This is a genomic window from Natrialba sp. INN-245, from assembly GCF_009807105.1.
Classification (GTDB): domain Archaea; phylum Halobacteriota; class Halobacteria; order Halobacteriales; family Natrialbaceae; genus Natrarchaeobius; species Natrarchaeobius swarupiae.
Genome location: NZ_WUBV01000017.1, coordinates 494151 through 512390, shown reverse-complemented (window position 1 = coordinate 512390; position 18240 = coordinate 494151). Strand labels below are relative to the sequence as shown.

Genomic DNA, 18240 nt, shown 5'->3' with positions numbered 1-18240 from the left:
GCAACTACTGGAGTGGGAGACCCTCTGGGAACGTGGATTCGCCGCCCCTTTCATACTTTCATTTCACCCTATCAGCGACAGCAGTAGCTGTCGGTGATAGGGTAAGTATCATTGCGGGGTGGGGGTAGTTTTTTGAGTTGGGTGGAGATTGGTTATGGTGTTGACGTCTTTACGATCACGTATTCATACGGACCGCGATGAGTCGTTACCGGTCGATCGCAGACCGGCGTGCGATCGACCGGAAATCAGTCATCGCAGACCGTATCAGCGGTTACTCTCACGATAAACCTCTCTTTTCGAAGTGACTCTTTATTCTCGAGTCGGTTCCAAGACTCGAGTTGGCGGTTCGAAACAGGAGAGATGTTTTGGCTCCCAAACATTTTTGGAACGAGTCTTATTCGGCTGTGTGTCAAGAGCCGGTGTATGGACAATTGGGAAGGGATGTTCCTCGATTCGGTGTACGATATGTTATCGGAGACGCGGTGTCGATACGTGTTGTACCATCTTAACGAAGTCGAGGAGACGACAGTGAAAGAACTGGCTCGAGTGGTTACTCGTCGAGAGCAGGACAAACCGGACGAAGACAACGTGACGATCTCGTTGATCCACGATCATCTGCCGCGGTTGGCGGGTGTCGGGGTAATCGACTACGAGCGAGCGAACGGAACCGTGGAGACGACGGATAGGTTCGACCCGGCCCGGGAGACGATCGAGCGGAGCAAGCGGACGGAACTCGAGGGGGGATCGTCATCGACAGAGCTCACGGAAAACCGGTAGCCACGGTTGTAGTCGTCGACACGTGAGTACGAAAGGTGTCGCCCGGAACACTAACGTCCAGCCTCATCCCGTGGCGGCGTGCCGCGTCGGCTGGCTAACCCTCGTGCCGGGCGGGGGATTCGTCGCGCACCCCGGCGCTGTCGCGTGCCCGGGTTCGCCGTGCTGTCATTGCACCCGAATGGGTTTGCTCGGACGGGGACTAAAGGCACGCACGTACGGCTACGGGTGAGAGACGTTTAACGTTTTCAGTGACGACATATCGATACTCGTGTCGTGCTGTGCCGAGTCGCTTCGTGAACGTTCGTCTTCAGTTAGTAAAAGTAGTCGTCTTCGGCGAGCTGGACGTATCGGCCGGCGCGGTAGTTGAACTTTCGTCGCTTGTAGGCGGCGACGATCTTCGTGGCGTCAAGACCGGCGGAGTAGCGTTTCGAGATCAAGACGTTCTCGGCGCTGTTGCCTTGCATGTCGTTGATAACGTCGAACGCCCAGTTCCAGTCGTCGGGTTCGTAGTCGGCAACGATGTCGGCAAAGGAGACGTTCCGGAGAATCTCGTCGCCGATCGCGTGCTTCCAGCGATCGTTGTAGTTCTCGAGGGAATCGGTCGCGGCGAGTCGGCCAGCGATCTTGCCGGTGCGGACGGCGACGTGGTAGCCTCCCTCGTGAAATGCCGAAGTCGTCCCCATTGCACCCCCAGCGACGGCGATGTTCGCGCCGACGGGGGAGTCGATCGGTCGTGTCGAGGAGATGGGATACGTTTCGGTCCCCTTCGATTTCCCACGGTCTTCGACGATCGGGATGTCCGTTTCGACGTCGTACTCGTCGCCGTACTCGCGTTCGAGGAGCCGGGTAATGTATTCGGAGCCGGACGGAATACTGTCGTCGGTTGGCTCAAGGAGTTTGTACGAGCCAGGATTGTCGACGTCCTCGAGTTGCATCCCGATGGGCATCGTCAGTCCGACGCGGGCGACCGTCCCGTCGTTCGGGAAGATCCAGGGATAGGCGGTTTCGCCGGGCATGTACCCCCACCAGAATTTGAGTTGGTTCTCGAACTCGGCGAACAGTTCCGGCGGAAACTCCCGATACTCCTGGTAGGCGATGTGATTCGCTTCGGGCGGGGAGAGGTACTCGGAGACGCTTCGGCCAGGTGCGGTGAACTGATCGAGTGCGTCGAGGGTGATTCGCCGCTGGGGCCCGTCGGCGAGGACGACGTACTGTGCCTCGAGTTGGTCGCCGTTCGAGAGCGTTAGCGTGTGAGTCGGACCGTTCGGGCTCGAGGCGCGGAGATCGGTCTCGAGGTCGGTGACTGCGGTCCCGATTCGGAGGTCGGCACCGGCGTCGGTTGCGCGCTCGTGGAGCCAGTCGTCCATCCGTGCGCGGTGAAACGTGTAGCCGAACTCCGGGTAGTTAGCATCGATACCTGTCGTTTTCAACTCGACCTGGCTCTCCGGACCGATGAACGTGGTCCCCTCGAGTTCGCGGTGGATGATCTCGTCCGGGATCTCCCGGTAATCGAAGTCCATGATGTCGATCCAGTAGTCGAGCATGCCGGCCGCGTCGGTCGAATCCGGACCCGGTCCGTCCCGATCCTCCCGCGGGACTCCCTGCTCGAAGAGGACCGTCTCGGCGTCGTGGCTGGCGGCTCGTTCGGCCGCGCAGGCACCTGCGGGTCCCCCGCCGACGATCGCGACGTCAACGCGTTCCATACAGCGTGGGCGGTCGGCCACCGTATTAAACCGCATGAAATTCGCGTCGAGGAGGATGACGTCCTTATCGGGACGAACGCTTTTGAGCTATCGCTTCGAGTGAACGCACATGACGGACTACGGTAGCGATATGGCCGATGACGCCGCGGACGTGCTGGTTCTTCGAAAGGGAACCCACGGCATTCCGATCGAACGGTACGCCGATGCGCTCCGCGATCGATTGCCCGATCGAACGATTCGGCTTGCCCGAACGCCGTCCGAAGAACGCGAGGCGATTCGACACGCCGCGTTCGTGACGGGAATGGTTCTCGAGGACGACCTTTTGGAGGTCGCCGAGAACCTCGAGGTGTTCGCGTGTGCGTACGCGGGAACCGGTCATCTGCCGCTCGACCGCCTCGAGGAGCACGAGGTCGCGGTGACGAACGCCTCGGGCGTGCACGGACCGAACATCGGCGAACACGTCCTCGGCGCGATTCTCTGGTCGACCCGGCGGTTTCACGTGGCGACACGCCGTCAGCGGCGCCGGGAGTGGCGCCACTACCAGGCTCACGAACTCCAGGGATCGACCGTGACGGTGGTCGGTATGGGTGCGATCGGACGTGCGGTCTGTACGCGCCTGGAACCGTTCGGCGTCGAGACGATCGGCGTCCGGTACTCGCCGGAGAAAGGCGGGCCGACGGACGAGGTGATCGGGTTCGAGGAGGGACCGTTCCACGAGGCGCTCGCCCGGACCGATTACCTGGTACTCGCGTGTCCGCTGACCGAGACGACGCGGGGGCTCGTCGACCGCGAGGCCCTGGTGACGATCGATCCGAACGCGACGATTGTCAACATCGCACGTGGGCCGGTGATCGACACCGACGCGCTGGTGGATGCGCTTCGGTCGAACTGGATCCGGAGCGCGTCCCTGGACGTCACCGATCCGGAGCCGCTCCCCGAGGACCATCCGTTGTGGAACTTCGGGAACGTTCAGATAACGCCACACAACGCGGGACACACGCCGGAGTACTACGACCGACTGGCCGACATCGTCGCGGAAAACGCGCGCAGGTTCGAGGCGGATGGCTCCGGCGGCGAGTTGAAGAATCGCGTTCGTCTCTGATACGATCCGCTATGCGTCTGTCCCGGTCGATCGGCGGATCGCCACGTCGGACCGTTCCCGCACACCTTTTTGACGCGCTGGGCCGAACGACGGAGTGATGACGACGTTACCGATCGTCTACGTTCCGAGCGAACAGTCCGGACACCTCTTGTGGCCGACCGCGGGTGAGTCGCCATGACACTTACGTTCGACGGGACGGTGATCGTCCCCGTCGCGGATCCGGACGACGGCGAGCGGACGACGCGAGGGCTTGAGCAACACCTCGGGTCGGCGAGTACGGTCGTCGTCGTCAACGTCATCGAAAAGGCCGGCGGCGGGATCGACAAGGCACCGATGGGACAGCGCGAGGAGTACGCCGAGGAGATCTTCGATCGTGCACAGGCAGCGTTGCGGGACTCACCGGCGACGGTCGAGGCGGAGACGCTCTACGGGACGGACGTCGTCGAGACGATCTTCGATGAAGCACGACAACGAGACGCGGACGCGGTCGTTTTCAATCCGCGCGAGGGCAATCGGCTCGCGGAGTTACTCACGGGGGACGTCGCGAGACGAATGGTCAAAGAAGCGGCCGTTCCAGTCGTCGCGTTGCCCCAGACGACGTCCGAGTAGTTTGTTAGAGGTAGCCGTTCTCGAGCAACAGTTCTCCGTTCAGGACGCTCGCGCCGGCGGCACCGCGGATCGTATTGTGCGCGAGGCAGTTGTACTGGAGTCCGAACGTCGAGTCGCGGAGTCCGCCCGCGGCGATCGCCATCCCGTCACCGATCGTTCGATCCATCCGGGGTTGTGGGCGGTCGGGATCGTCGAAGACGTGGATGAATTGGTCGGGCGACGAACGGAGACCGATCGAGGGGTACTCCGTCATCGCGGTTTTCGCGTCCTCGACCGTCAGTTCCTCTTCGGTTTCGACCCAGACGTTCTCGAGGTGGCCATCGATCGTCGGAATGCGGTTACAGGAGGCGGCGACCTCGACGCCGTCCTGCGAGAGAGAAGCGCCGTCGAACTCGCCCAGTAGCTTGCGCGATTCGGTCTCGAGTTTGTCCTCCTCGCTCCCGATGTAGGGGATGGCGTTGTCGATGATCTCCATCGAGGTGACGCCGTCGTAGCCGGCACCCGAGACCGCCTGAAGAGTCGCGACGTGGACCGTCTCGAGGCCGAACTCGGCGAGTGCGGCGAGCGTCGGGACGAACGTGATGGTCGAACAGTTGGGGTTCTTGACGAGTGCCCCGTCCCAGCCGCGTTCGTCGCGTTGGACCTCGAGTAAGTCGAGGTGGTCGGCGTTGACCTCGGGGATGATAAGCGGGACGTCGTCGGCCATTCGGCTGTTCGAGGAGTTCGACGAGACGACGTAGCCGTCCTCGCAAAACGGTGGTTCGACCTCGGCACCGACGCTCGAGGGAAGCGACGAGAAGAGGAGGTCGACGTCGTCGGGGACGGCGTCTGGTTCCGTCGCCGTGACGGTCATCTCCGCGATGTCGTCGGGGATCGGGCTATTCACGCGCCACTTGGCCGCCTGTTCGTACGTCTTACCGGCGCTCGACTCGCTCGCTGTCAGGGCGGCGATTTCGAACTCCGGATGCGGCTCGAGAAGCTGAATCAGTCGTTGTCCAACGGCACCGGTTGCACCGAGTACGCCTACTCGTACTGCCATTTTCCGCTATTCGGGGACGGGTCCGCAAAACCGTTTGGGTTTCCGTCGACACGACATTCTACCCGTGATTGTCGACGTCGAGTTCACGATACTGGGGTGGGGCCGAGGTGGATAGAAGAGATTAAGAAAACCGGGTGAGACCTAACGTACGATGCAACAGCGAGAACTCCAGTCCGAACGCGACTCCCAGGAGAGTGCGCTTCGATCGGTTACGGCCGGCGGCCGCTCGGGGTGGGACCGATGACCAGTACGTCGACGAACGCGAGTGAGGTTGGATTGTTCGAAACGCGGTTCAGTATCGCAGCCGCGGCGTTGTCTGGCCTCAGCGTCCTCGTCGCAGTGGTGTTCGCCTGGACGGGTTACCAGGGTGAGGAACTCCTGCTCGTCGGGACGGAGATGAACATCGTCAACGGCCTGTCCGGATTTATGATCTCGATGTTCGTCGCCTTCATCGCACTCGTCGCGGCGGCCTACATGGAGCCAGGATTCGACCACTGATCCGCTCTCCCGATTTGCCGTTGGGACCACAGGACTGATCGCGACCGCACCGGAACTGACGGACAGCAGACCGTATGACGGACGTTTCTCCGAGTGAACGCGAATCCAGTAGCTTGAGGGCTCGAACGCGAGTAACAAACGGTCGATCTACGCGGGAACCTGAGCGCTTTTCTTCCGGGTGACGTAGCCGGCGATGCGGTTTCGAACGCCTTTCGATTCGACGTTGGTGAGCTTCGAGACGCTCTCTTTGTTCTGTTCGAAGTCGGTCGTGAACGCGTCCGGGTACCGCTCCAGGAGGAGGTTCCCGGTCTTCTTGACGTAGGCCGGTTTGATTGCCATAAGGGGAAGTTCCGTCCAGAGGCTCTTAATCCCTTTCTCTTGGCCCGGGCGGTGTCCGAATCCGGCGATTCACCGTCATCGAGCGTTCGCACCCGCGACCGGCGTCGGATCGGGATCGTGGGGACGTTCTTCCGGGCGTTCGTCTTCGGCCTTGCTCACGAGCTCCGAGAACTTCTCGGATCGGTCGGCGATCCGATTGACGGTCGCGCTGTCCGGCGTCGAATCACGGGATTCGACGAGGAAGGTCGTGATGACGACGGTCTTCACCCACGGTTTGAGGAGGCCGACGTAGACTGTCAGAAACAGTCCGACGAGGAGTGCCCAACTCGCCAGTTCGACCGTCGACGAGAGGCCGCTCAACAGGTTCGCGACCGGCGAGAGTGCCAACAGGAGGAGAATGCCCGTCACGTACATGCCGAGGACGATCACTAGGGTGGTACCGAGTACCGGTTTCCAGTTTTTCCCGTAGAGGACGACGCCGTCTTTGGCTGCGTTCCAGGCGTTTTTCTCCGGGTTGGTGAACATGTAGGCGATGATCGCCTCGTCGATGTACGAGGAGGCGATCGCGATCGCTTTTCCGATCAGGCGGATCAACGTTCGGAGTGCGGGGACGAGCGAAGCGATGCTCGCAAGCGAGACGACGCCGTCGTTGAACTGGTTGATCACCGTCTTAATCGCCTGATCGATGGCAAAGAGGACGCTCGCTTCGGCGAAGTGTTCGGCGACTCGGTCCTTCCCGAACCGCAGCTGATTGGGCGGCACCTCGCCCGTCTCGACGGCATGAGCGATGACCGCGATGTGTCCGGCTTTGACCAGATACAGCACGTACCGGCTGAACAGCCGCCACCCGGCGACGAACACGCCCACGGAGAGCAACAGCCCGACTCCTGCGATTGGACCGGAGATCGACCCGGACTCGAGGAGTCGAAAGCCGAGCCAGAGGACGGTCCCGAAGTAGAGAACCGAGACGATCCCGAGGAGGATGCCGACGCCCATTCGGAGGAACACGAACGGCATCGTCCGGAGGAACACGGCCGTCGCGCGTCTGAAGTGGAGTACCATGTGGCCGGTCCTGGCCCCGCCTTCTGATATAAACTCTCGGGTGGCTTTCGAGTCGGGCCCGCGACGAGTTTCCGACCCACCGGCTCACGGATGACGTTTTCGCCGATCGCGGGCGAGAAGGCCACGCGACTGTCACCAGTTCGAGTGTTCGCGGACGCGTTCGAGGGCCTCGCGTTCGCGCGGACCGCCGGCGCGGTCGACGACCGAGGCGTAGTGGGCGAGCCGGTCGCGGAGGGTCGACTCGTCGTAGCCGTCGACGCCGAGCCGCGACGCGGCGACCGTCGCCTCGACGACGGCGGCGAACCCGCGGTCGATCGTCGGGACCTCGGTTCTGACGACCGTCGAGTCGACGGGCTCGAGCGTCCATTGTTCCCACTCGGTCCCGTCGTCGGTTCCTGTCTCGATCGACTCGGCTGTCACCCTGGCCCAGGCGTTTGCCTCCCCAAGGATCGGCTCGTCGACCTCGTAGCGAGAGAGCGCGGCGTCGGTGAAGACGACGGGATCGTCGACGAACTGAACGTAGCCCTCACCGCGGCGGTGGAAGTTTCGCTTCGTTCGGGTGTTTCCCCAGGTCCTCGCGGTGACGGGATCGCCGGCGAACAGTCCGAGTGCAGCGGCGTTCCATCGACCATTCGGGCCGAGCGTGGTCACGACGGATTCGGTGACCCCAGACAGCGCGACCGGCCAGTCCGCGACCCGTTCGTCGTCACCCGCGGCGCCGGCCGGATCGTCGGTCATATCTCCAGGCGTTCGCGCTCCAGGGCGATGAACAGTCCGGCAGCGGTAACGTCGGCCGTCGTCCCGGGGTTGACGCCTCGACCGACGAGATCGTCCGCCAAGGCGTCGACGGCGTCGGGATCCGTCTCGAGGGCGTCGCGCTCGTGAAGTTCGGCCGCGCGGTCGATGACCTCGCGTGCGGTGGCCTCTCCGTGGCGTTTGACGACCAGGGTATCGGGCCGGTCGGCGAGCAGGGAGAGGAAGACCGACGCCGTCCGCTCGGAGGGTGTCCCGCTGGCGTCGGCGAGTCGCTGTGCGGCGAGAAACGAGCGTTCGAAGCCGCGGGTCCACTCGCGTGCGACGTCGTCGCCGGGGACGCTGCGATCGAGAACGTCGAACAGCGTCAGCCCGCGTTCTTCGAGGACCGGGACCGCGTCGGACCCACGCCGGACGTCGAGGGGCTCCATCTCCGCGGGCGGGTCCGAGACGAAGACGTCGACGTGCTCGAACGCCCGATAGAACGCCGCCGCGTCGGCGACGGTCGTCCCCTCGACGACGGATTCGACGACCGGCTGTGAGAGCTCGTTACGCGCGGCTCGAACGAGCGGGACGAGTAACAACAACGCGCCGAACTGCGTGTTGTCGCCTCCCTGGGCGGCCATTCCCCCGACGGCTCGCTCGAACGCCGCGCCGACCGACGCGCCGTCGGCTGCCATCTCGAGGCCGTCCCGAGCACCGACTGCGCCCGCGAGGAAGTGCTCGAATCGTAGCTCCTCGAGGTCGCGTCGACGGTCGACGTTGCCCGGTTTAGGCGTGCCCGCGACCTCGAGGAGAAGCGCCAGTTCCGCGTTCTGTGCCGGCGGTCGCATGTGCGTCGATGCGGGTTCGGGGGGCTTAGAGGTAGGGTTCTCGCGTGGGCGTCTGGATCGTCACCGATTTGGGCCGATTGCCGATATTCTCGAATCATCATGGCTAAACGGACGCCGCCCCAACGGCCGTCGATGACCGGCGAAGCCGAGGAGACGGACGGCGCGTGGGGTCTCCCCGAGGACCTCGAGGCGGTTCGGGAGGCGCTGATCTCGTGGTACGAGGACGACCACCGGGCGTTTCCGTGGCGACGGACCGACGATCCGTACGCGATTCTCGTCAGCGAGGTGATGAGCCAGCAGACCCAACTCGGTCGGGTCGTCGAGGCCTGGGCGGAGTTCGTCGAACGCTGGCCGACGACGGCCGAACTCGCGGCGGCCGACCGGGCCGATGTGGTCGGCTTCTGGACGGACCACAGCCTCGGCTACAACAACCGGGCGAAGTACCTCCACGAAGCGGCCGCCCAGATCGAAACGACGTACGACGGCGAGTTTCCGGAGACGCCCGCGGAGCTCGAGGAGCTGATGGGTGTCGGCCCCTACACCGCGAACGCAGTGGCGAGTTTCGCGTTCAACGCCGGCGATGCGGTGGTCGATACGAACGTCAAGCGGGTCTGTCACCGCGCGTTCGACGTTCCGGACGACGACACGGCGTTCGAGGAGGCCGCAAACGACCTGCTCCCGGCGGGCCGGTCGCGGGTCTGGAACAACGCGATCATGGAACTCGGCGGCGTCGCCTGCGGACAGACACCTCGCTGTGACGAGGCCGGTTGTCCCTGGCGTGAGTGGTGTGGTGCCTACGCGAGCGGCGACTTTACCGCGCCGGACGTCCCCACCCAGCCGAGCTTCGAGGGTAGTCGCCGCCAGTTTCGGGGCCGCGTGATCGGGACGCTCCGGGAGTACGACGAACTCGAACTCGATACGCTGGGACACCGAATCCGCGTCGACTACGCTCCGGACGGCGAGTACGGGCGCAGGTGGCTCGAGGAACTGCTTTCGGACCTCGAAGATGACGGACTGGTCGAGGTGGGGAAGCGGGATGGCGATACGGTTGCCCGGCTCCGTCGGTGAGCCGTTTCGACTCGCTGTCCAACCACGTCGGCCGGAACGAATCCATTTGTCCGTGTAGGCCGTGGATCGACCATGGCTGACGTCACTGTCGTCGGAATCTGTGGTAGTCTTCGCGAGGGAAGCGTCACCCGCGTCGCCCTCGGGCGGGCACTCGAGGCGGCCGATCGATCGGGGGCAAACGCCGAACTGCTCGATCTCAGGGAGTACGACCTTCCGCCGTTCGATCCGGATCGCGAGCGCGACGTGGCCGGCGACGCGGAAGCGCTCGCCGCCCGGTTGCGGTCTGCCGACGCGGTAATCCTCGGCTCACCGATGTACCACGGCTCGTACGCCTCGCCGCTGAAGACCGCGCTCGATTACTGCGGATTCGAGGAGTTCGAGGAGACGACGGTCGGTCTGCTCGCCGTCTCGGGTGGGGCGTTCCCGGTGACCGCACTCGAGCACCTGCGGTCGGTCTGTCGGTCGTTGAACGCGTGGGTGATCCCCCACCAGGCCGCGGTGGCGAACTCCAACTCGGCGCTCGAGGACGGCTCGTTCGCCGATCCGAGTCTCGAGGATCGAATCGCGACGCTCGGGCGGCAGACGGTACAGTACGCGGCGATCGAGCCGGATCCGGACTCTTTCGAGAGCGACCAGAACGTGGGTGCGGCGGGGAAGTGATCGGGACTACGACCGGAGCAGACGCTGGCACCGTCGCTGGTGGGCGACGAACGCGAGCACTCCGAAGACGACGACGGCGATCTGGACGGCCTCGATTCGGACGACGACGGTCGTGGTATCGACCGAAATCGGCGGCGAGACGACGGCGAGATCGACGAACCAGACCGACGCGAGAAGCGTCGCGCCGCCCAGGGCCAGCAACGTTGCAGACAGGATTGGTGTGAGCTCGAGCCGGGCGGGTGGACGGAGTCGGAACACGTACCGTTCGAAGAGAAACTGCACGAGGAGTGCGCCGCCGAGGACGAGCGTCCCAGCGGCGAGGCCGACCGGGCCGCCGACCGTCTGGGCGACGAACAGCCAGACGACCCAGCTGGTTGTCATCGCGAGTGCGGCGCCCAGACGCCACGGCTTGATCAGTTCGGACAGCTCACTCGTGGCGACGCCGAACAGCCCGGTTCTGACTAAGGCTCCACAGAACAGTATCCCGAGCCCGGCGAGTGCGGTCGACGTCGACGGAGAACCAACGAGGAGGAGAAACCAGACGCCCACTGCGAGCGTTTCGACCGCGGCAGCGACGAACGCGACGCCGACACCGACGACGCGTCTCCGCGTGGTTCGGCCGAGGACGCCGGGCTGGCGAATAACGCTCATGGCAGTTACTCACACAGGAACGGTTTCGTTATGCGAGACATTACTCGGGCTGAATGCCTGCGGTTCGTGAGTATATAGTCGGTTAACAGTATGTTTCCTGGGTTATCGATGGCTCGAAACTGAACTGTCACAGCCTCAAGTCGCCGTGCGTTGGAGCTGATACCCGGACCTCGTGTGCAGATTTCGCGGCGGGTATCGACACAGAACGACGGTACTCGGTTCGGAACTGCTGAGAAACGTCGCCATAACGCCGGGACGAGCGTGAGAACACGCCGAAACGTTGGACAGAACTATGTATGGTGATGTGGTCGTGGCGGATTATGCCCGAAACGGAACAACAGGACAAAACGCTGTCCGAGCTCATCGTCAAAGAGGCCGTAGAAAAAGGACTCGACACGCCCCTGCGCGACTCCATTCTCGAGGCGGTCGACGGGGCCGACGAGCGACCGACGGGTGGACCGCTTTCGCTCGTCGGCGCGGGGTTCGGCCTCGGTGCGACGATTGGCTATCTGGCCGGGCGATACGGCCCGGACCTCGAGGAGCCATCGTTCGAGGACATCGAGGAACCCGAGATCATCGAGGACGTCGTAGCGGAATCCGAGAGCCCGGAAGAGCAGATCGAGATCGACGAGGAGACCGAGAGCGAGGGCTCCTCGAGTCGTCTCCCGAAACTCCTGCTCGTCCTCGGAGCCGTGGCCGGAATCGCGATCTTGCGGCGGCGACTCTCCGAGTCAGAGGACGAGGAGTGGGAGCCGATCGAGGAGTTCGAACCGGCGACGAGCGTCGGAACGGCCGACGAGTCAGAGGCCGACGAGAGCGATGCGGAATCGGAGTCGGAAACGGGAACCGAAGGCGGTGACGAGGGCGAAACCGAAGCGGACGCCGACGAAGAGTAGTCCGGAACAAGCATCGGAGAGATACCCGCGAATCGGCCGGCTGATTCTCCATCTCGCTACGAAGGAGCTAAGGGGGCGACGCCGACAGTGTGAATCCAATGGAGACGATTCACCGCGTCTTCGTCGGCGACTCCCGAGATCTCTCTGCCGTTGCCGACGACTCCGTCGAACTCGTCGTTACGTCCCCACCGTATCCCATGATCGAGATGTGGGACGACCTCTTTGCCGACCTCGATCCGGCGGTCGGCGACGCCCTCGAGTCGGGGGACGGTCGCGTGGCGTTCGAGGCGATGCACGCCCAGCTCGATCGCGTCTGGGACGAACTCGAGCGGGTGCTGGTCGACGGCGGTATCGCGTGTATCAACGTCGGCGACGCGACGCGTTCGATAGACGATAGTTTCAGGGTGTACCCGAACCACGCCCGCGTGCTCGAGGCGTTCGAGTCACGTGGGTTCGATCCGCTTCCCGACGTCCTCTGGCGAAAGCCGACGAACAGCGCGGCGAAGTTCATGGGTAGCGGAACGTTACCGCCGAACGCCTACGTCACGCTGGAACACGAGTACGTTCTCGTCTTCCGGAACGGAAAGGAGAGTCGGAGTTTCGAACCGCGCGCGGATCGCCGGTACGAGGCCGCGTACTTCTGGGAGGAACGAAATCGGTGGTTCACCGACGTCTGGACTGACGTCCGCGGTGAACTCCAGACGCTCGAGTTCGAGGGAAGCGAGGAGTTGCGAGAACGGTCCGCGGCCTACCCCTTCGAGATACCCTACCGGCTGATCTGTATGTACTCGGCCTACGGCGATACCGTCCTCGATCCGTTCTGGGGGACCGGGACGACGACGCTCGCCGCGATGTGTGCCGGGAGGGGGTCGGTCGGCTACGAACTCGAGGAGGCGTTTCTCGAGGCGTTTGACCGCCAGATCGACGACGTGCCGGGGATCTCCCGGTCGATCGGCCGGGCGCGACTCGAGGCTCATCGGTCGTTCGTCGAGGAGTATCGTGCGGAGGGGTCGACGCTCGAATACGACGCGGAGTACTACGACACGTCGGTCGTCACCAAGATGGAGCGATCCATCCGGCTTCGCGAGGTCGAATCGATCGAAACCGTCGCGGACGGGTATCGGGTCGAACACGAACCGCTTTCGGACGGCGACGAGTGATCGTGTTCTGACTAGCGTTTTTTGATCGTTCGCGCACGTGTTGCGCTATGGAACTCGATTTCGGAGACGACGGAATCGGTCTCGATCGGTTCGACTCGAGGCGCTCGACGGCGTACGCGAATCGCGGTATGGTCGCGACCAGCCAACCGCTCGCGGCCCAGGCGGGCGTCTCGATTCTTCGCGACGGTGGAAACGCCTTCGACGCCGCCGTAGCGACCGCGGCCGCGTTGAACGTCGTCGAACCGACTTCGACGGGGCTCGGGGGCGACGTCTTCGCGCTCTACCGAACTGCCGACGGCGAGGTCGGTGCCCTGCGATCGTGCGGTGGCGCGCCGACCGGGGCGACGATCGAGCGCGTCCGTGATGCACTCGAGGCGGCCGCCAACCCCGGTCAGTACTACCCCGAATCGCGCGGATACGCCGTCGACGGGGAGGGGAGTGCGGACGATCTCGGAATGCCGTTCCTGGGACCTCACGCAGTGACCGTCCCCGGAACGGCCCGTGGCTGGGAGACGACGATCGAGGAGCTGGGACGACTCTCGCTCGCCGAAGTCCTCGAACCTGCGATCGAGTACGCACTCGAGGGGTTTCCCGTCTCACCGGTGATCGCTCACTACTGGGCGGGGGCAGAGGAACTGTTCACCGACGAGAACGCACGCGAGGCGTACCTGTTCGACGGCGAGAGTCCGGACCCGGGCCAGACCGTCAGGCTCTCCCGACTCGGACGGTCACTCCGGACGATCGCCGAGCGAGGCGCGGACGTCGTCTACGAGGGCGAGATCGCCGAGGCGATCGTCGAGGAGGTGCAGTCGGCGGGCGGGTTCCTGACTCACGAGGACCTCGCGGAATTCGAGCCCGAGTTCGTCGATCCCGTCACGACCACGTACAACGGCGCGGAGGTGTACGAACTCCCGCCGAACAACCAGGGGCTGATCGCCCTCGAGGCGCTGAACATCGCCGAGGAGATCGGTGCCGGCGATCACGCCTACGAGTCGCCGGAACGGGTCCACGCGTTCGCCGAGGCGACCAAACTCGCGTTCGTCGACGGCCACCACTACGTCACGGACCCCGACTACGAGTCCATCCCGCCGCTGGCCTCGACAGAGTATGCCCGCGAGCGCGCCAGAGCGATCGGACCGACACCGATCGCCGACCCCGACGTCGGCGTTCCGAACGCGAACGCGGAGGACGCCGATACGGTCCTGTTGACCGTCGGCGACGAGGAGGGGAACCTCGTCTCCTACATCAACTCGCGGTTCGCGGGCTTCGGAAGCGGACTGGTGGCCGGCGACACCGGAATCGCCCTCCAGAACCGCGGCGCGTCGTTCTCGCTCGACTCGAACCATCCGAACAGCCTCGAGCCCGGAAAACGGCCGTTCCATACCCTCGTTCCGGCACTCACGAGACTCGGTGCGGACGACTGGCTGGCGTTCGGTGTGATGGGCGGATACATGCAACCACAGGGTCACGTCCAGGTGCTTTCGAACGTCGTCGACTACGGAATGGACCTCCAGGCGGCGCTCGATGCGCCCCGGTGGCGCTACCGTGAGGACGGCGCGCTCGGCGTGGAGGAACGGCTGACGAACGCGGCGAAACTCGCTCGGATCGGCCACGACGTGAGCGTCATGCCGCCGGTGATGTTCGGCGGTGGTCAGATCGTTCGGCGACGGAATGGCGTACTCTCGGGCGCGACCGAACCTCGAAAAGACGGCACCGCGATCGGCTACTGAGCGGAGACCCTCTACCGGCAGACGGTGTACCCGTAGACTGGCTACGGTTGTGCCAGGAGCGATGTGCGTCACCCTTGACGACGCGTGTGACGAGTGCGGAGCCAAAATCGACGCGAGGTTTTTACTTTCGCAGAACACAGCGGAGGTATGAACCGCAGTCTCGAGCCATCGGGTCGGCCAGAACCCCGCGTTTCCGTCGTCGGATCGTCGGAGCGGATACGGGCTGTGACGGTCGCGCTCGAGGAGAGTTCCCTCGCGGTCTCCGAGGTGGTCGACGGGATCGACGAACTCGAATCGGTGGCTGGAACTGACTGTCTGCTCACGGACGATCCGGCCGTCCTCTCCCAGTTCGACGAGGACGTTCCGATCGTCTACGCCGGCGAGTCCTCGGATCTCGACCGCGGGGAGCTCGATCGACTCCTCGATGACGGCGTCGCGGACGTCGTCGCTTCGGAGGCTGATCTCGCCTCCCCGGTGTTCGAACATCGGATTCGTCGGGCGATCGACTGCTCGTCGATGCGCGAGTTCCCGGAACGAACGGAGTTGCACCGGAAACTCCTCGAGGAGAGCCGGGATACCCTCGTCGTCCTCGACGACGAGAACCGAATTGCCACGTTCGTTCCGCCCGTTGATCGGCGCGGTCCGACCTGTGACGATCCGACCGGGCGTCGGATGGTCGAGACGGTTCACCCGGACGACAGGGACTCGGCTTCGGCGGCGCTCGAGTCGCTTCGACACCGTGGCCCTGGCTCGAGCGCGACCGTCGAGTACCGATCCGTCGGTGTCGACGGCTGTTCGGTCTACGAGGCGTCGTTTACTAACCGCCTCGACGACGAGACGCTGGGGGGAATCGTCGGATCGATCCGTGACGTGACTGCACACCACCACGTCGAGCGAGAACTCGACGAGTCGTTCGACCGCATTACCGACGCGTTCTGTGCGCTCGACTCGGAGTGGCGATTCACCTACGTCAACGACCGTGCCATCCAGGACATCGACCTGGATCGCGAGGAGCTCCTCGGTCGGGATTTCCGATCCGTCTTCCCCGCTCTCGACGGGTCGGAACTCGAGTCCGTGGCGCTCGAGGCGATGGACCGACAGGAACCCCGGTCGGTCGAAACCTACCTCGAGCCGTACGACACCTGGATCGACGCGCGGATCTATCCGTCGCCGTCCGGTGTCTCGATCTACTGGCGGGACGTCACCGAGCGCGTCGAGCGCGAGTGGGAGCTCGACGAGCGAACCGAACGCCTCGAGGCGGTGATCGAAAACGCTCCCGTCGGCGTGTTCGCCCTCGACGGAAACGGGACGGTCACGTTCGCCGAGGGACGGATATTCGATCATCTCGACGTCGACGCCGACGAGTTCGTCGGGGAGTCGATCTTTACGGTATTCGATGACTACCAGGCTGCTCGAGCCGATTTCCGCGCGGCTCTGGACGGACACCGGGTCGACACGCTCAGACGAATCGGGGACCGGGTGTTCGACGCGTGGTGTCGACCGATAACGAGCGATGGGGACGTCGATCGGGTTATCGGCATCGCCGTCGACGTCACCGGTCGGGTCCAGTCCCAGGAGGCGTTGTCCGCACTACACGATGCGACCGGTCACCTGCTGTCGGTCGACTCGAAACAGACAGCCTGCGAGTACATCGTCGACGTCGCGTCTGACGTCCTCGACCTCGAGGGTGCGATGTACCGATTCGACGAGCAGGGTAACGAACTGGTCCCGGCGGCTCACTCGCCCGGAATCGAGGACGTTTTCGACGTGTTACCATCCCTTCGCCCCCAGGAAGATAGCATCACCTGGAACGCGTTCGTTTCACGGTTCCCTGTCGTGTTCGACGACGTTCGCACCTCGGAGGTGGTCTACGACGAATCGACGGACGCTCGGAGCGGACTCTACATCCCGCTCGGCGAACACGGGGTGTTCGTCGCCGCGTCGACGACACCGGGGAAATTCGATCGGGACACGGTCGAACTCGCACAGCTGTTCGCGACGACGGCCGAAACCGCCTTCGACCGGATCGGTCAGACCCAGCGGCTCCACGATCGGGAGCACGAGCTGAAACGACAGAACGAGCACCTAGAGCGGCTGAACGAGACGAACCGCATTCGTCAAGAAATCGAACAACTACTCTTGATGGCCGACTCCAGAGAGGAAATCGAACGCGGACTCTGTGACAGCCTCGCCGATCTCGAGGCGTGCTCGATGGTCTGGATCGGAACGCCCGACCCGAGCGGGAGTCGCCTCGAGACGCGATCGATCGCGGGCCGTGACCGCGGCTATCTCGAGGCGACGACGGTGACGACGGTCGACGACTCTGCTGCCGAGCCGGCAGGTCGAGCCGCACAAACGGAACGGACCGTGTACGTCGAAAACGTCGCGGATTCGGTTCACGACGGTAGCTGGCGCGCAGAGGCACTCTCCCAGAACTACCAGTCGGTGTACGCCGTCCCGCTCGTCTACGACGGGCTCCTCTACGGAGTGGTGTCGCTGTACGGGGACGAACCGACTGCCTTCGACGAACTCCTTCGGTCGACGCTTGAGGAACTGGCCGAAACGATCGCCTACACGATCGACGCGGTCAAACGCAAGACCGCCCTCCTCGGTGACGATGTCACCGAGATCGAACTCGAAGTCGCCGACGGAACGCCCCTCTCAGGACTCTCGAGTCGACTGAATGCTCGGACCGAACTCGAGGGGACGACGATTCGGGACGACGCGACGATGGTGTTCGTCTCGGTCGACGCGTCACTCGACCGAGAGGCTGCGACGCTAGTCGATGAGATCGAAGGGGTGCTGGACGCAGCCGTCCTCGCATCGAACGACGACGAAACCCTGTTGCAACTCGAGCTTTCGAACCCGTCGCTGGGATCGGTCGTCGCCGATCACGGCGGAACGATTCGGAAGTTCGTTGCCGACGGGGCGGAGACGGTGGCGGTCGTCGATCTTCCGGCCACCATCGACGTTCGCGAGATGGTTTCGGCACTCAACCGCCAGAATATTTGCGTCTCGCTGACCGCGCGTCGGGAACAGTCCGGACGCATTACCGCGACGCTCGGCGCTACTGGTCGAAACACGTTACTCGGCCAACTCACGGACCGACAACGGGAGGTCGTCCAGACCGCCTATCACAGCGGATTCTTCGAGTGGCCACGACGGACGACTGGTGAGGAGATCGCAGACTCGATCGGTATCTCCTCGCCGGCGTTTCACAAACACGTCCGATCCACCGAACGCAAACTCTTCGAAGCGCTCTTCGGGGACGGGCTGCAGACCGATGATGGTTAACTGTTTAACCCTGGTCTACACTCGACATTACACAGTTAACGATTAGGCTCTTTGCAGGGTACCTCG

Annotated in this window: 17 protein-coding genes; 10 read left to right on the top strand and 7 right to left on the bottom strand. The window is 63.8% G+C overall.

All coding sequences use genetic code 11. From position 1 onward, the window contains the following. The first annotated feature begins 423 nt into the window (after positions 1–423). A complete protein-coding gene (locus GRS80_RS07375) occupies positions 424–777 on the top strand; it encodes a hypothetical protein (protein ID WP_160046972.1) in 354 nt (117 codons plus the stop codon). Positions 778–1088: 311 nt separating this feature from the next. On the opposite strand, the gene GRS80_RS07370 is transcribed toward GRS80_RS07375, so the two are convergent. Beyond that, entirely contained in the window at positions 1089–2480 is a 1392-nt protein-coding gene (locus GRS80_RS07370; RefSeq protein WP_160046971.1) for an NAD(P)/FAD-dependent oxidoreductase, read from the bottom strand. Between the two features lie 109 nt (positions 2481–2589). Between GRS80_RS07370 and GRS80_RS07365 the strand changes: the two genes are divergently transcribed. Continuing rightward, positions 2590–3582 carry a D-2-hydroxyacid dehydrogenase gene (locus GRS80_RS07365; RefSeq protein ID WP_235019662.1) on the top strand — a complete coding sequence of 331 codons (993 nt, stop codon included), beginning with the start codon at positions 2590–2592 and terminating at the stop codon, positions 3580–3582. Between the two features lie 174 nt (positions 3583–3756). Beyond that, positions 3757–4191 carry a universal stress protein gene (locus tag GRS80_RS07360; protein ID WP_160046970.1) on the top strand — a complete coding sequence of 145 codons (435 nt, stop codon included), beginning with the start codon at positions 3757–3759 and terminating at the stop codon, positions 4189–4191. Positions 4192–4195: 4 nt separating this feature from the next. Here GRS80_RS07360 and asd read toward each other — a convergent pair whose 3' ends face one another. After that, a complete protein-coding gene (gene asd, locus GRS80_RS07355; RefSeq protein WP_160046969.1) occupies positions 4196–5230 on the bottom strand; it encodes an aspartate-semialdehyde dehydrogenase in 1035 nt (344 codons plus the stop codon). Between the two features lie 240 nt (positions 5231–5470). On the opposite strand from asd, the gene GRS80_RS07350 reads away from it, so the two are divergent. After that, a complete protein-coding gene (locus GRS80_RS07350; RefSeq protein WP_149083045.1) occupies positions 5471–5728 on the top strand; it encodes a hypothetical protein in 258 nt (85 codons plus the stop codon). Between the two features lie 147 nt (positions 5729–5875). On the opposite strand, the gene GRS80_RS07345 is transcribed toward GRS80_RS07350, so the two are convergent. The 4 genes from GRS80_RS07345 to GRS80_RS07330 form a co-directional block, all read right to left on the bottom strand. Beyond that, positions 5876–6067: a 30S ribosomal protein S17e gene (locus GRS80_RS07345; protein WP_149083046.1), complete on the bottom strand. Its 192-nt coding sequence runs from the start codon at positions 6065–6067 to the stop codon at positions 5876–5878. A 75-nt stretch (positions 6068–6142) separates the two neighbouring features. Then, on the bottom strand, positions 6143–7129 hold the full coding sequence (locus tag GRS80_RS07340) for a hypothetical protein (RefSeq protein ID WP_160046968.1): 987 nt from the start codon (positions 7127–7129) through the stop codon (positions 6143–6145). Between the two features lie 132 nt (positions 7130–7261). Further along, positions 7262–7867 (bottom strand): DUF447 domain-containing protein, encoded by a 606-nt coding sequence (locus tag GRS80_RS07335; protein ID WP_160046967.1) that lies wholly within the window; start codon positions 7865–7867, stop codon positions 7262–7264. After that, positions 7864–8715, bottom strand: a complete 852-nt coding sequence (locus tag GRS80_RS07330) for a triphosphoribosyl-dephospho-CoA synthase (RefSeq protein WP_160046966.1) — start codon at positions 8713–8715, stop codon at positions 7864–7866. Before GRS80_RS07330 ends, GRS80_RS07335 begins: the two co-directional genes overlap by 4 nt. 132 nt (positions 8716–8847) lie before the next feature. Between GRS80_RS07330 and GRS80_RS07325 the strand changes: the two genes are divergently transcribed. Beyond that, a complete protein-coding gene (locus GRS80_RS07325) occupies positions 8848–9783 on the top strand; it encodes an A/G-specific adenine glycosylase (protein WP_160047002.1) in 936 nt (311 codons plus the stop codon). Between the two features lie 72 nt (positions 9784–9855). After that, a complete protein-coding gene (locus tag GRS80_RS07320) occupies positions 9856–10443 on the top strand; it encodes an NAD(P)H-dependent oxidoreductase (RefSeq protein WP_160046965.1) in 588 nt (195 codons plus the stop codon). Between the two features lie 6 nt (positions 10444–10449). Here GRS80_RS07320 and GRS80_RS07315 read toward each other — a convergent pair whose 3' ends face one another. After that, complete coding sequence (locus tag GRS80_RS07315; protein WP_160046964.1) at positions 10450–11094, bottom strand: hypothetical protein; 645 nt, start codon at positions 11092–11094, stop codon at positions 10450–10452. 320 nt (positions 11095–11414) lie between these two features. Between GRS80_RS07315 and GRS80_RS07310 the strand changes: the two genes are divergently transcribed. From GRS80_RS07310 to GRS80_RS07295, 4 genes are all read left to right on the top strand, one after another. After that, complete coding sequence (locus GRS80_RS07310) at positions 11415–11990, top strand: hypothetical protein (protein ID WP_160046963.1); 576 nt, start codon at positions 11415–11417, stop codon at positions 11988–11990. 98 nt (positions 11991–12088) lie between these two features. Then, positions 12089–13150, top strand: a complete 1062-nt coding sequence (locus tag GRS80_RS07305) for a site-specific DNA-methyltransferase (protein WP_160046962.1) — start codon at positions 12089–12091, stop codon at positions 13148–13150. 47 nt (positions 13151–13197) lie between these two features. After that, complete coding sequence (locus GRS80_RS07300; protein ID WP_160046961.1) at positions 13198–14880, top strand: gamma-glutamyltransferase family protein; 1683 nt, start codon at positions 13198–13200, stop codon at positions 14878–14880. A gap of 147 nt (positions 14881–15027) precedes the next feature. Beyond that, positions 15028–18174, top strand: a complete 3147-nt coding sequence (locus GRS80_RS07295; RefSeq protein WP_160046960.1) for a GAF domain-containing protein — start codon at positions 15028–15030, stop codon at positions 18172–18174. The last annotated feature ends 66 nt before the right edge of the window (positions 18175–18240 follow it).

Excerpts from the sequence above, each read along its gene's own strand:
- GRS80_RS07330 (WP_160046966.1), bottom strand. The coding sequence starts at position 8,715 with ATGCGACCGCCGGCACAGAACGCGGAACTGGCGCTTCTCCTCGAGGTC.
- GRS80_RS07305 (WP_160046962.1), top strand. The coding sequence starts at position 12,089 with ATGGAGACGATTCACCGCGTCTTCGTCGGCGACTCCCGAGATCTCTCT.
- GRS80_RS07325 (WP_160047002.1), top strand. The coding sequence starts at position 8,848 with ATGACCGGCGAAGCCGAGGAGACGGACGGCGCGTGGGGTCTCCCCGAG.
- GRS80_RS07315 (WP_160046964.1), bottom strand. The coding sequence starts at position 11,094 with ATGAGCGTTATTCGCCAGCCCGGCGTCCTCGGCCGAACCACGCGGAGA.
- GRS80_RS07300 (WP_160046961.1), top strand. The coding sequence starts at position 13,198 with ATGGAACTCGATTTCGGAGACGACGGAATCGGTCTCGATCGGTTCGAC.
- GRS80_RS07345 (WP_149083046.1), bottom strand. The coding sequence starts at position 6,067 with ATGGCAATCAAACCGGCCTACGTCAAGAAGACCGGGAACCTCCTCCTG.
- GRS80_RS07370 (WP_160046971.1), bottom strand. The coding sequence starts at position 2,480 with ATGGAACGCGTTGACGTCGCGATCGTCGGCGGGGGACCCGCAGGTGCC.
- GRS80_RS07375 (WP_160046972.1), top strand. The coding sequence starts at position 424 with ATGGACAATTGGGAAGGGATGTTCCTCGATTCGGTGTACGATATGTTA.
- GRS80_RS07360 (WP_160046970.1), top strand. The coding sequence starts at position 3,757 with ATGACACTTACGTTCGACGGGACGGTGATCGTCCCCGTCGCGGATCCG.
- GRS80_RS07320 (WP_160046965.1), top strand. The coding sequence starts at position 9,856 with ATGGCTGACGTCACTGTCGTCGGAATCTGTGGTAGTCTTCGCGAGGGA.
- GRS80_RS07310 (WP_160046963.1), top strand. The coding sequence starts at position 11,415 with ATGCCCGAAACGGAACAACAGGACAAAACGCTGTCCGAGCTCATCGTC.
- GRS80_RS07335 (WP_160046967.1), bottom strand. The coding sequence starts at position 7,867 with ATGACCGACGATCCGGCCGGCGCCGCGGGTGACGACGAACGGGTCGCG.
- GRS80_RS07295 (WP_160046960.1), top strand. The coding sequence starts at position 15,028 with ATGAACCGCAGTCTCGAGCCATCGGGTCGGCCAGAACCCCGCGTTTCC.
- asd (WP_160046969.1), bottom strand. The coding sequence starts at position 5,230 with ATGGCAGTACGAGTAGGCGTACTCGGTGCAACCGGTGCCGTTGGACAA.
- GRS80_RS07340 (WP_160046968.1), bottom strand. The coding sequence starts at position 7,129 with ATGGTACTCCACTTCAGACGCGCGACGGCCGTGTTCCTCCGGACGATG.
- GRS80_RS07365 (WP_235019662.1), top strand. The coding sequence starts at position 2,590 with ATGACGGACTACGGTAGCGATATGGCCGATGACGCCGCGGACGTGCTG.
- GRS80_RS07350 (WP_149083045.1), top strand. The coding sequence starts at position 5,471 with ATGACCAGTACGTCGACGAACGCGAGTGAGGTTGGATTGTTCGAAACG.